This window comes from Bartonella sp. CL435QHHD (genome assembly GCF_042195095.1).
In the GTDB taxonomy this organism is placed as follows: domain Bacteria; phylum Pseudomonadota; class Alphaproteobacteria; order Rhizobiales; family Rhizobiaceae; genus Bartonella.
Window position 1 is genome coordinate 32,425 of the sequence record NZ_JBHINS010000081.1, and the last position, 13,272, is coordinate 45,696.

The 13,272-nt window shown below is 34.6% G+C and carries 11 protein-coding genes; 5 read left to right on the forward strand and 6 right to left on the reverse strand.

Annotated elements, in window-relative coordinates:
* The first annotated feature begins 901 nt into the window (after positions 1–901).
* The 3 genes from ACFILH_RS07535 (at position 902) to ACFILH_RS07545 (ending at position 3,512) form a co-directional block, all read left to right on the forward strand.
* Positions 902–1,261, forward strand: a complete 360-nt coding sequence (locus ACFILH_RS07535; protein ID WP_375631292.1) for a hypothetical protein — start codon at positions 902–904, stop codon at positions 1,259–1,261.
* 986 nt (positions 1,262–2,247) lie between these two features.
* Complete coding sequence (locus ACFILH_RS07540) at positions 2,248–2,607, forward strand: hypothetical protein (protein ID WP_375667629.1); 360 nt, start codon at positions 2,248–2,250, stop codon at positions 2,605–2,607.
* Positions 2,608–3,146: 539 nt separating this feature from the next.
* Positions 3,147–3,512: a response regulator gene (locus ACFILH_RS07545; RefSeq protein ID WP_005773308.1), complete on the forward strand. Its 366-nt coding sequence runs from the start codon at positions 3,147–3,149 to the stop codon at positions 3,510–3,512.
* A 311-nt stretch (positions 3,513–3,823) separates the two neighbouring features.
* Here the strand turns inward: ACFILH_RS07545 and rpsI are convergent, their stop codons facing one another.
* A complete protein-coding gene (gene rpsI / locus ACFILH_RS07550) occupies positions 3,824–4,309 on the reverse strand; it encodes a 30S ribosomal protein S9 (RefSeq protein ID WP_015856545.1) in 486 nt (161 codons plus the stop codon).
* A gap of 2 nt (positions 4,310–4,311) precedes the next feature.
* On the reverse strand, positions 4,312–4,776 hold the full coding sequence (rplM, locus tag ACFILH_RS07555) for a 50S ribosomal protein L13 (protein WP_015856544.1): 465 nt from the start codon (positions 4,774–4,776) through the stop codon (positions 4,312–4,314).
* 296 nt (positions 4,777–5,072) lie between these two features.
* On the opposite strand from rplM, the gene recJ reads away from it, so the two are divergent.
* A complete protein-coding gene (recJ, locus tag ACFILH_RS07560) occupies positions 5,073–6,857 on the forward strand; it encodes a single-stranded-DNA-specific exonuclease RecJ (protein ID WP_375631293.1) in 1,785 nt (594 codons plus the stop codon).
* A gap of 17 nt (positions 6,858–6,874) precedes the next feature.
* Here the strand turns inward: recJ and parE are convergent, their stop codons facing one another.
* The 4 genes from parE to ACFILH_RS07580 form a co-directional block, all read right to left on the reverse strand.
* On the reverse strand, positions 6,875–8,941 hold the full coding sequence (parE, locus tag ACFILH_RS07565; RefSeq protein WP_375637445.1) for a DNA topoisomerase IV subunit B: 2,067 nt from the start codon (positions 8,939–8,941) through the stop codon (positions 6,875–6,877).
* An 81-nt stretch (positions 8,942–9,022) separates the two neighbouring features.
* Positions 9,023–9,760: a lipoyl(octanoyl) transferase LipB gene (lipB, locus tag ACFILH_RS07570; RefSeq protein WP_375660573.1), complete on the reverse strand. Its 738-nt coding sequence runs from the start codon at positions 9,758–9,760 to the stop codon at positions 9,023–9,025.
* A 146-nt stretch (positions 9,761–9,906) separates the two neighbouring features.
* Positions 9,907–10,758, reverse strand: coding sequence for a YgcG family protein (locus tag ACFILH_RS07575; RefSeq protein WP_273791580.1), 852 nt, complete (start codon positions 10,756–10,758; stop codon positions 9,907–9,909).
* On the reverse strand, positions 10,758–11,390 hold the full coding sequence (locus tag ACFILH_RS07580; protein ID WP_273724085.1) for a LemA family protein: 633 nt from the start codon (positions 11,388–11,390) through the stop codon (positions 10,758–10,760). Before ACFILH_RS07580 ends, ACFILH_RS07575 begins: the two co-directional genes overlap by 1 nt.
* Before the next feature lie 390 nt (positions 11,391–11,780).
* Here ACFILH_RS07580 and ACFILH_RS07585 point away from each other — a divergent pair, with 390 nt between their 5' ends.
* Positions 11,781–12,590, forward strand: coding sequence for a class I SAM-dependent methyltransferase (locus ACFILH_RS07585; RefSeq protein WP_375667595.1), 810 nt, complete (start codon positions 11,781–11,783; stop codon positions 12,588–12,590).
* Positions 12,591–13,272: the final 682 nt, after the last annotated feature.

The window sequence follows — 13,272 nt, forward strand, 5'->3', positions numbered from 1 at the left end:
GTTTATTGTTATTCATTAGATACCTATGAATTTTACATATCGATTCAAAAATATAGAATAATATAATTTTACGATTATTGTGGAGTTCATTTTGATAAACTGAAAAACATAATGCTGAGCATTACAAATATTTGCAAAAATGCTTTTATTAGGTGTTATTTTGTTTCTTTATAGTTTACATTTTTTATCTTTTTAACCTTGGTTAGAGAGAGAATTTGTATTCATTATCTATTTCTCTATTTTATTTTGAATGGGTGGAGCACTATTAATATCAAAAAGTAATGATCGTGGAAGATAATGAGCTTAAACTGAAGTTATTCTGCGATTCTGTAGAAACGAATTGTCGTAAAATCGTTGAAATGTTTAATGGCTTTATGGATTAAAGTTGGCGATTTCATCAATATTATCTCTTATCTTATCTCGTTTAGCTTTTCTAATCAAAGAGCGAAATTTTTGTTTACGCTAAATTTTTACTCGGTTAGCTATTGCCTCTCAACATACAATAAGAAAAAAATTAGCTTACTGTATGCTACCAATATAAAAAATCCATTATGTGTAATAAAAAAGACAATTTAGTAATATTTTTTTTATGTTGTGATTTAAAAATGTTGTGATTAAAAAAATCAATCGTTTTGAAGAAAAAATACAATTTAAACAATAATATAATCATATTATTGTAATAAAATTTTATCATCTAATCAGTCAGCTTAAAAACAAAAATAGAATAATTGACAAAACAAATTAAATATGGAAAGAATAAAAATATAATACAAAATGATAACTATTTTTGTATTATATTATCATTCTCTTCTCAGTAGGAAAATATGAATCATCGGTAGATGATGTGATGTTTTCTGTTTAGAGAGTAAGGTTTTATTAAATATTGTAATAGGTTATTATAATGAGAATATTTAAGCATTGTATATCATGTGTTGTTGCAGTCGCTATTTTCTTTTCACAAGTTTTAGGAGCCAATGCCGATTCTTTAAATGGTAGATCTCAAAACGCTGATTTTATTTCTGTAATGAAACAAGAGAATAGAGTTATTAAATCTGTTAAGGAGATTATTAGTCAATTTTCAGAACAAAGCAGAGAAAAAGATGTCCAAAAGGTGGCTGGTTTGATAGGAATGGAGCCAGCGATTTTTGGTTTAATCGCATTTCTTGTATATTTCTTTACTAGAAAGCCACCGGATCCTAGAAAAAGCGCAGGTGAAAAAGCATTCACTGCTTTTACTCGAAGTGCATGGGCTCTTAATTAAAAATGTTGATTTGATGAATTTTAAATTATTCTGTTTTTGAATCTTTTATAATTAATAAACCGTGATTTCTAATCACGGTTTAGCTATTTTTATATTTATTAATATGCCCATTAAGCTTTAAGTTTTTAGGCTGTACTCTTTTTTTAATATTATTACAGAAATACTTTATTGTACATAATATAGTCTTTTTGAGGTTTAAAATTTTTAATCATTTTATCTTGGTTAGAAAGAATGTGTATTTATTTCTATTTCTCTAAGTCGTAGAATTATATTAATGTTAGAAAGTTAGAATCTTGAAAGACAATGAACTTTATTAAAATTATTCCACGTTCTTGTAGAAACGAATGGCTGTGAAATCTTTGAAATGTGTAATGGCCTTATGGCATTAGATTTGGCGCGTTCACCAAAGTTATCCCTTATCTTACTTAATTTAGCTTTTTCAATCAAAGAGCTAAGTTGATACTTACGCTAATTTTTGCTGGGAAAACTATTTCTTCTCAATCTATACTAAGAAAAAATTATTTTAACAGAATATTTCAATAAAATATTTTTTTGTTTTTTGTAAATTTTAAAAATATTTATCTTACTATATTATACAAAAAATAAAAAACATTACGTGTAACTAAAAAAACAATATATTGATATTTTTATGTTATAATATCTAATAATATTTATGATAATAAATATAAAATTATAATAAAAACAATAAAATAATTTTATTTTAATACATTTTTGCCATTAAATTATACATTATTAAAACACGAATAAAATAATTGACAATATTAAAATAAACATGTAACGGATATATTGTAAATGTAATATAATATAAAATTAACAATTAAAATAAAACTGTTAATTAAATTTTGTATTATATTTTTTGTTATTAGAAGATAAATATACTTTATCGATAGATGATGTAATGTTTTCTATTTAGAGGGGGCGGTAAAGAAAATTTATTTTATTAAATATTGTAATAGGTGTTTATGATGAAAATATTCAAGCATTGTATAGTATGTTTTGTTGCAGTAGCTATTTTCTTTTCACAGGTTTTAGGAGCCAATGCTGATTCTTTAAATGGTAGATTTCAAAATGCTGGTTTCATTTCTGTAATGACACAGGAAAATAGAGTTATTAAAGCTGTTGATATGATTATTAGCCAGTTTGGAGGACAAGGGGCTGAGAAAAATGTCCAAAAAGTCGCGGGTTTAATGGGGATGGAGGCAGCGATTTTTGGTTTAATCGCATATCTTGTATATTTCTTTACTAGAAAACCGCCGAGTCCTAACAGAGAGACAGGTGGAAGAGCATTCGATGCTTTTGCTTATAGTGCATGGGCTTTGAATTAAAAGATAATTCCTTGATGAACTTTGAATTATTCTGTTGTTGAATATTTTATATTAAATAAACCGTGATGTTTAATCACGGTTTATTTATTTTTTACTTTTAATAATATGGTAAATTTATCCTTTAATATCATTAAGATATTGTTGGGGGATGGCAGTATAGGGGACATTAAATTTAAATAATCAGCTGCTTTTTAAAGTTAATTAAATTTTTTCTCTTCAAAATACGCATTTGAGCTAAGTTTGTATTTGATATTTTTTCTATGATGAAAATGCATATGCTGGAATTGAGATATTCATAAACGGTGCGTATTCACTCAAAAATATAGGGTAATACAATACTTATGGTTATTGTGGATTTTATACTGATGAACTGAATAAGTATAGCGATGCGTCTTACAAATATTTGTAAAAAATGCTTTTATTGGAATCTTTTAATCTCTTTGTGGTTTACAATTCATTTTATCATTTTATCTTAAGCAAAGAGAATGTGGATTCATTTCTATTTCTCTATTTTATTTGAGAAGGGTGGAGTTATACGAATGTCAAAAAAAGTCATGATCGTGGAAGATAATGAGCTTAATATGAAGTTATTCCGTGATCTTGTAGAAGCGAGTGGTTATGAAACTGTTGAAACGCGTAATGGTCTTATGGCATTAGATTTGGCGCGTTCATCAATGCCATCTCTTATCCTTGTGGATATCCAGTTGCCAGAGGTCTCTGGAATAGATGTTATTAAACAATTAAAAGAAGATGAAGAACTTCGATCAATCCCTGTTGTTGCTGTAACAGCTTTTGCTATGAAAGGCGATGAGGAGCGAATTCGTGCCAGTGGATGTGAAGAATATATGTCAAAGCCTATTTCTGTTCCTCATTTTATCACAATGGTAAAACATTTTGTGGACTAAAGCTTGTTAAGTGATGATAGAAAAAAATATTGAAAAGCTTATAAAATTGCTAAAGTTTTCGTGCAAATATTTTTCTGCTTTAGCACGTGGATATATTCAAGTTAGTAAAACAGATTTTAAAAATTGAAACTGAAGTTTCGAGATTTTTCGGTTTATTTTCTTGCCTTTTATCTTAAGAGAGGAGGTTGTTTTGCATTTTTGTTTTTTCTAATCGGTATAGATTTGTTCCTACATTCATCTAAAAGTCTGTTTTAGTAGGGGAAAAAGCCTCGGTTTTGTCCGAGGCTTTATGCATTGTACAAAAATTGAAATTAACGCTTTGAGAATTGGAAAGAACGACGTGCTTTTGCTTTACCGTATTTTTTACGTTCAACAACGCGGCTATCACGGGTAAGAAAACCACCTTTTTTCAAGATTGAGCGAAGTTCTGGTTCATAATAGGTTAAAGCTTTGGAAATGCCATGGCGCACTGCACCGGCTTGTCCGGAAAGACCACCGCCTGCAACGGTTGCAATAATATCAAACTGGGTATCCCTATTTGTTGCAACAATTGGTTGACGAAGAATCATTCTAAGAACAGGACGAGCGAAATATTTGTCAAATTCCTTATTGTTGATTGTGATTTTTCCAGAACCTGGTTTAATCCATACGCGTGCAACAGCGTCTTTACGCTTTCCTGTTGCATAAGCACGTCCTTGTGAATCAAGCTTTTGCACGTGGACAGGAACAACATTTTCATGTGTTTCTGTAATACTTGTTACTATGCTAAGCTCAGAAAGAGAATTAATTTCAGCCATAATCAAGCAATCCTTTTGTTTTTGCGGTTTAAAGCACCAACGTCAAGAGATTCAGGCTGTTGTGCTTCATGTGGATGTTGGCTTCCAGCGTAAACACGTAGATTCTTCAATTGACGGCGACCAAGAGGCCCTCGAGGAATCATGCGCTCTACTGCTTTTTCAATAACGCGTTCGGGAAAACGTCCCTCAAGAAGTTGACGTGCTGTACGTTGTTTGATTCCACCAATATAGCCGGTATGCCAATAATATTTTTTATCCGTATATTTTTTGCCAGTGAGAGCTATTTTATCTGCATTAATGACAATAACATTGTCACCATCATCAACATGTGGAGTAAATGTAGCTTTATGTTTGCCACGTAAGCGGTTAGCAACAAATGTGGCAAGACGACCCAAAACAAGGTTTTCTGCGTCAATAATAACCCATTTTTTCACCACTTCAGTTGGCTTTTGTGAAAAAGTTGCCATAGAAGTATCCTTTATTAGAACCCTTTTAATATAAGGGAATTTTTACTGTTTTGCGTTGAAAATTGTTACCATAGCGAAATATTTAACGCATACTACTTGCTCTGATATAATGTCTTTTGATTGACGTCAAGAGAAAATAAAAACTTTATAAAACAACATGTTATTAGAAAGGTATTATAATACCCCATTAAAAGAAGTTTGTAGACCATTTAAACTTAAAATGAATGTTGCAAAAAACTATTTTATCTTTAACGCATGATTGTATTTTATTGTTCTTCATTATAAAATAAGAAATAATGCAGTGGTCTCGTTATTTTCTCAATGTTGAATCTTCTGCTTGTGGTCAAGCTTGGTTAGATGCCCTTGATGTTCAAGGGATAAATAATGCGCGCGCTATTTCTCAAAAATTTGGCTTTCCAGATCAGTTAGCTCGAGTACTTTCAGCAAGAGATGTGGATGAAGCTGAGGCTGTTGCTTTTATTAATCCAACATTACGTACGCTTATGCCTGATCCAGAAAGTTTTAGGGATATGCAATGCGCTGCAGAGCGTATTGTTAAGGCTCTTCTCAATCAAGAACAGGTTGCTGTTTTTGGGGATTATGATGTTGATGGTGCTTGTTCATCGGCACTCATAGCGCGTTTTTTTCGTTATTTTGGTATTGAAGTCAAAATTTATATTCCTGATCGTATTGTTGAAGGCTATGGTCCTAATGAACAAGCAATGAGGATGCTTGTGCAAGAAGGCGCTCGGTTAATTATCACTGTTGATTGTGGCGCAAACAGTCCTGATGCCGTAAAAGCAGCGAGGCTTGCTGGTGCTGATGTTGTGATTTTAGATCATCATCAAATGTCAGAGATTCATCAAGAAGCCGTTGCTCTTGTCAATCCTAATCGCCCTGATGATTTTTCTAAACAGGGGCATTTATGTGCAGCTGGCGTTGTTTTTGTTACGTTAGCTTGGGTTCATCATTTGCTGCGGAAAAAACAATTCCAAGGGCAGCTGCCTGATCTTTTAAGTATGCTTGATCTTGTTGCATTGGCAACCATATGTGATGTCGTTCCATTACAGGGGGTTAACCGTGCTTTTGTGATAAAAGGGCTTCAAGTTGCTCGTTCTATGCATAATCTAGGAATAACAGCTTTAACAAAGGTTGCACGAATAGGGGAGCCGCTTAATAGTTTTCACTTAGGTTTTTTGTTAGGTCCTAGAATTAATGCAGGAGGGCGCATTGGTGATCAAGCTTTGGGAGCACGTTTACTTAGCTGTGAGAATAAAGATGAAGCGGACAGAATAGCAGAACAATTAGATCGGCTTAATCAAGAACGCCAAGAAATGGAGAACATTCAATTAGCACAAGCGGAATCTTACATTACTTCTCTTTATCAAGATCAAGAAATACCATTATCGCTTGTAATTTCACATAAAGAATGGCATCCGGGAATTATTGGTATTCTTGCTTCCCGTCTCAAAGAGCGTTTTTTTTGTCCTGTTTTTGCTATTGCTTTGAAAGAAGATGGAAATGGCGTAGGGTCGGGACGCTCAATTAATGGTATAGATTTAGGAGCACTCGTTCGTGAAGCTGTTACATTAAATTTATTAGAAAAAGGAGGGGGACATAGTATGGCAGCAGGAATTACAATTCAATCAACAAAAATTGAAATTTTTCGAAAATGGCTAGAAGAAAAAGTTTCTTTAATGGTTTCACAGTTGCGTGCAAAAAAATCTCTTAGTATAGATGGTTCTCTTTCTGCTTCTGGTGTTAATGAAGCGCTGTTTGAATTGCTTGAAAAAGCAGGGCCATTTGGGGCAGGGAATGCAACACCTGTTTTTGTTCTTCCCTCTCATCGACTGGTGAATCTATCTGAAGTTGGTAAAGGACATCTTCGCCTCATTGTATCTAATGTTGAAGGAAAAAAACTGCAAGGAATTGCTTTTCGTGCTGTAGGGACATCGCTTGGTGATTTTCTTTTTGAAAATATTGGTGAAATGATTCATTTAGCTGGTCATCTTAGTTTGAATTATTGGAATGGAACGATCAATCCGCAGCTGCGCGTGATTGACGCAGCAGCAGTGGTTTGAAAGGGATATTTTTTACATTAGATGTCTAGATTAGAAGCAAAAGTAGAATTTTCTTGTATGAAACGAAATCGTGCTTCTGGTTTTGTTCCCATGAGACTTTCTACAGTCTTTTTCGTTTCTTGCATTTCCTCGGCATCAATAGAAACACGAAGCAATGTACGTTTTTGAGGATGCATAGTCGTTTCTTTAAGTTGTTCTGCGCGCATTTCACCCAGCCCTTTAAAACGCCCGATTTCTATTTTAGCTTTTCCAGTAAATTCAGTTTTGAGCAATTCATCCTTATGAATGTCGTCACGAGCATAAGCAACTTTTCCTCCTTGCGATATTCTATAAAGGGGAGGGACGGCGAGATATAAATGTCCCTGATGAATAAGGTCAGGCATTTCTTGAAAGAAGAAGGTAATGAGCAGTGACGCAATATGAGCACCATCAACATCAGCATCTGTCATGATGATAATACGTTCATATCTGAGATCTTTTTCACGATACTTGGAGCGTGTTCCACATCCAAGAGCAAGGATAAGATCGCTAATTGTTTGGCTTGAGTTCATTTTTTCATGTGCAGCACTGGCGACATTTAAGATTTTACCACGAAGAGGTAAAATTGCTTGGTTTGCTCTATTTCTTGCTTGTTTAGCAGATCCTCCTGCAGAATCCCCTTCAACAATGAATAGTTCAGCACCCACAGCATGGTTCTGGCTACAATCTGCAAGTTTACCGGGCAGACGTAATTTGCGGACAGCAGTTTTTCGACTTATTTCTCTATCTTGGCGTCGTCTAACACGTTCTTCAGCACGTTCAATAACCCAATCGAGAAGTTTTGTTGCTTCTTGCGGGGAATTTGCTAACCAATGATCAAAAGGATCGCGGATTGCATTCTCAACGATACGCTGTGCTTCAATGGTTGCTAATCGATCTTTTGTTTGTCCAACAAATTCAGGGTTACTGATAAAGACTGAAAGTATTGCGGCTGTTGAAATCATAATATCGTCAGACGTAATAATCGCTGCGCGCTTGTTTCCTATTAACTCAGCGTAGGATTTTAATCCACGCAAAAGAGCTTGACGTAATCCTATTTCGTGCGTTCCGCCTTCTCCTGTAGGAATCGTATTGCAGTAAGATTGCACACAAGAATCACCACCATGCCAAGCGATAGCCCATTCAACGGAGCCATGGCCATTATTGTGTTGTGTTTTGCCAGAAAAAATTTCTGACGTTACTCGATATTCATCTTTTAGTGACGCAAGTAAATAGTCTTTAAGCCCATTGGGAAAATGAAAAACAGCTTTTTCAGGAATATTTTTTACGCCTTCAAGTATGACGGGATCACAAGTCCAGCGAATTTTTACGCCACCAAAAAGATAGGCTTTGGAGCATGTCATCTTATAGATTTTTTCTGGATCAAAAGCTGCTTTTTCACCAAAAATTTCATGATCAGGATGAAAACGAACGCGCGTACCACGACGATTATAAACATCTCCCAGATCTTCCAATCCAGATTGAGGAATACCGCGTGAGAAACGTTGGCGGTACAGTTTTCGTTCTCGTGCAACTTCAACTTCCATATCATCAGAAAGAGCATTGACGACAGAAATTCCTACTCCATGAAGTCCACCTGCAGTTTGATAAGCCTTTCCATCAAATTTTCCCCCAGAGTGGAGTTGTGTCATAATAACTTCAAGAGTAGATTTCTCAGGCATTTGAGGATGATTTTCGACAGGAATACCGCGTCCATTATCTGTAACGGTTATATAACCGTTCCTATCTAATGAGACCTCAATAGAATCTGCATAACCCGCAACAGCTTCATCCATCGCGTTATCAATAATTTCGGCAAATAAATGATGAAGCGCTTTACTGTCTGTTCCACCAATATACATTCCAGGGCGTAAACGCACGGGCTCTAAACCCTCAAGAACTCGAATAGAGAGGGCATTATAGTCATCTTCTTGCGTATCTTTTGCACTTTTTCTTGAAATCATCGCTTTTGATTTCATTGGAGGCTGCAGAGTGTTTTCTTTTGTATTTACCCGAGATTGGGCTTTATTTAAAACACTAAAAAGATCCTTTTTGTTATCGCTCATAGCGTTTAACTATCTACCTCATAAAATAAAATATTTATTAAAATAATTTTATGCCTGTTTTTTATTTAAAAATCAATGCACTTAGAAAACATCAATTGTTGGACCAAAAATTTGTTCAAAAGCGTGTTTGAGAGCAATATCAATATCATGCATTGCTACAGGGCAACCTAGATCAAGAAAGCTCGTTACACCGTGGTTTGTAATTCCACAAGGAACAATTCCTGAATAATGGGCTAAATTAGGATTAACATTGATAGAAACTCCATGAAAACTTATCCATTTTCGCACTCGAATGCCAATAGCTGCAATTTTATCTTCGGAAGAAAGATCATTTTGTTTTGATGGGCAATGAGATTGTTTAACCCAGACACCAACGCGATCTTCTCTGCGTTCGCCTTTAATATTAAAGTTTGCAAGCATCTGTATGATCCATTCTTCTAATGCACTAATGAAAGCACGAATGTCTTGTTTTCGGCGTTTAAGATCAAGCATGATATAAGCAATACGCTGTCCTGGACCGTGATATGTAAATTCACCTCCACGTCCTGCTTCATAAACAGGGAATAAATTAGGCGCCAAAAGATCTTTTTTATTTGCACTCGTCCCCGCTGTATAAAGGGAAGGGTGTTCAAGAAGCCAAACTTGTTCATGCGCGGTTTTTGCAAGAATTTTTTCTACACGTTCTTGCATATAACGCAGAGCTTCAGGATACTCAACTAGATGATCACTTATCTTCCATTCAACGGGTGGATTTCCTAGAATTGCATTAAAATGATGTGATAAGTGATTACGATCCGTATGTTTCAATTCAAATGTCATTGGTAATACTTATCTTGATGTTTGAGTTTATATTGTAATCAATAAAAGTGATTACAGAGTAAGGTATAGAATTGTTGAATAAAAGAGAATACGTTCATAAATTTTATCTTAAGAAGATTTACTACGCTTAAAAATCCACGCTCCTTTTACCATCTTCCTGTTGCACCGCCTCCACCTGATGATCCACCACCACCCCTAAAGCCCCCTCCACCTCGAGGACCACCGAACCTTCCACCAGGATATCTGCCACCGGCACTTAAGTTAAGAAACCAAGGTGTGAAGATGATCCCCAGCCAGAGATACTTTTGTGGACCCACTTTTTTACCAAAAATCATTGCAAGAATAGGAAGACCAAACATTATAAAAAAGGCTAAAAACATAATTGCATTGATTACCATTTCTTCTTTTTCAGCTTGTTTACGTTGTTCTTCAACGATTTTAGCTTTTTCTTTGATACGAAAAGTAAAATCAGAATTACTTTCTGTAATAACTTTGATAATTGCATCAACTGCTTCAGCAATTCCTTTTTGATAATTTCCTTCGCGAAAATTAGGAATCATGAAGCTATTAATAATGACAGAGGAAAGAGCGTCTGTTAGCTCTCCTTCCAAACCATATCCTACTTCGATACGTGCTGTGCGTTCATTCGGTGCAATGACCAGTAATACACCATTATTGATCTTCTTTTGGCCTAATCCCCATGTACGAAAAAGAGAATTGCTGTATGTTTCTATATCATTGCCCGAAAGAGTAGGGAGTGTCACAAGAACAATTTGATCTCCCGTTTTCTCTTCGAGTGCTGCCAGTTTTTTTGTCAAGTTTTCCTTGGTTGCATTATCGAGCAAATGAGCCACATCATTAACATAACCTGTTAAATGAGGAAATTTTATTTGCGAACAAGCGATACTTCCCAATGCAGCAACTAAATACAGAGAGCAGATAAAAGCCCATAATTGTGGAAATACAATACGTTGCAAAGAGTATCGAAATGATTTCATTAATTAAAATTAACCTTTGGTGTTTGTTGGCTATCAGTATCGATGGTAAAAGTTGGCATAGGTTTAGCATCACGAAACCATAATTTTGCCCAAATCATCGTCGGCATTGTTTTGAGTGCAGTATTGTAGGCACGTACTGTTTCAATATAATCGCGGCGCGCAACGGAAATACGGTTTTCTGTTCCTTCTAATTGTGATTGAAGAGCAAGAAAGTTCTGGTTTGCTTTAAGATCCGGATAGTTTTCAACAACAGCCATAAGTCGCGAAAGTGCACTTGATAAATTTGCTTGATTTTTGAGATATTGCTGCATAACTTCTGGATTATTCAACATATCTGCATTAATGTTGACTTGCGTTGCTTTAGCACGTGCTTCAATTACATTTGTGAAAACGCTTTGTTCATGAGCTGCGTAAGCTTTAACTGTTTCTACAAGATTGGGGATGAGATCTGTACGACGTTGATATTGATTGAGCACTTCACTCCATGCTGCATGTGCTTTTTCTTCATTTGTTGGTATCGTATTAAATCCGCACCCACTTAAAAATGGCACTAACCATGCCAAAAAAATCACGATTGAAAATTGTTTTAATATTTTAAACATTGAAATTGAAGAAGTTTGTACATTTAACATAAAGATGTCTCCACAGATATTTTATGTATTATATAGGGTTTATCTTCTTGGTGGAAAGTATTTTGAATTTTATAAACAGGCATATTTATCAATAAATCGACATCTCTATGCGTTTTAGGCACGCTTAAGTGACTCGTTGATATTAAAATAATAAGGGTAATATAGATGTCATCTTATAAAAGTTCAATAATATTTATATCAATTATTATTACAGAAAATTATATTATTTTCGTAGTATTTTTGTGTTTCACAACGTGCAGATCACAATTGGAAAAGGGAAAAATGTAAGTATCAATCTTATGGAAAGATAGAAGGTAAGGGCAGTTCTTATTTTCTCTCCTTTAGAAGGTGTGCTTAATAGATTGGACAAAAAGGGCTTTTTAACTATGTATGGTAGTAATTGTGAAGGAGGCGGAAAATCCTGTGATAGAAGGTGTTCAACGGCAAAGTGAAAAGTTTGATGGATTGGCTAATGATTATGATCGTTATCGTCCTCGCTACCCCCTCACTTTATTTAAAACCATGCTCCATTCTTTTAAGAACAAAAAGCATTTGTCCATTGTGGATGTGGGTGCTGGGACAGGCATCGCATTAGAGGGAATTGTTAAATTTTTAGGAAATGAGCACCAATATCATGCTATCGATGTATCGGCAGATATGATTAAGCAGGGGCGAAAAAAATTTCCTACGGTGCAGTGGTATCAGGGCCGTGCCGAAGACCTATTGCCTCAAATTGGCGAGGTTGATCTTGTCATTGCAGCGCAAGCGTTTCAGTGGATGGATCGTCCCAAGTTGCTTTGTTCTGTTTCAGATCAACTTCGAGTCAATGGTGTCATGGCGGTTATTCAAAATAATTGCGATTTCAAGCATAGCGAATTTCTAGAGGCTTATGAGACATTGTTAGAAAAAATGAGTCCGAACTATTCCCGTTATTATCGTAATTTTGATTTTTTACAGGAAATGAGTGATGGCTTTGGGGTAGATCCAGAAAAGATTTTTTTTCATACGCATAATTGGACGATGATGATCCCATCTGAAGCTTTTATTGGAATGAGCCGCTCTTCAACGCAAGCGCAACGCGCTATTGCTTGCTATGGGAAAGAATATTTGCGGCAATTGGTCGCATTGATAAAGAAATATGAAGTGCAAGGCAATTTGGAGCTTTTGTATCGAAGTGAGCTCTATATGTATGCGGGATAATCTGATATCGATGATTACTTTTGCTCTTTTAGCACATCAGAGTAGGCGGTATTCAGGAAATTAACGCCTTATTAAGGCAGATTTTGAGGGGGACGGTTTTTTTCTTCAGCATTCACGTTGACATCTTATTACGTCTGATTTTCATTGTTCACTTGATATGAGAGAGTTTAAATAGAAAATTTATGCACTGCATTATAGTATTGAAGCGCTTTCTTTACTGCAGTTTAACAACAGATTATTTTATAAAATAAGAAGAGGTAGATTGAATAGAAATATTTGATAATTCTTTGTTTTTATGATTGTTTTTTATTATTAAATGAGAGTGTTTTTAATAAATTTTGACAAAAACAACTGAAAAAGTATAAAAATTATCATAATCAGAAATTTGTAGTAAAAAAGGTAATGGCTTGGAAGCACCTTTAAAAAACAACTCATTTTGAAATTATCTCTAAATTCAGATTCAATATAACAAAAAAGTAAAATATAAATATGTTATATGGAGCATTTCTCTTTTTTAAAGATATAATATAAAAACAATATGTTAATTAAATTTTTTGATATAAGAAAACTTCTTTTATTTTTATTTTAAATAACGGGTTAGGGCGAGTCTTGTGTGGTTTTATTGAAGATGTGCTTTTTAGGTTTAAATCTGGCGCTTTAAATACAATTTTAGAAGTAGCAA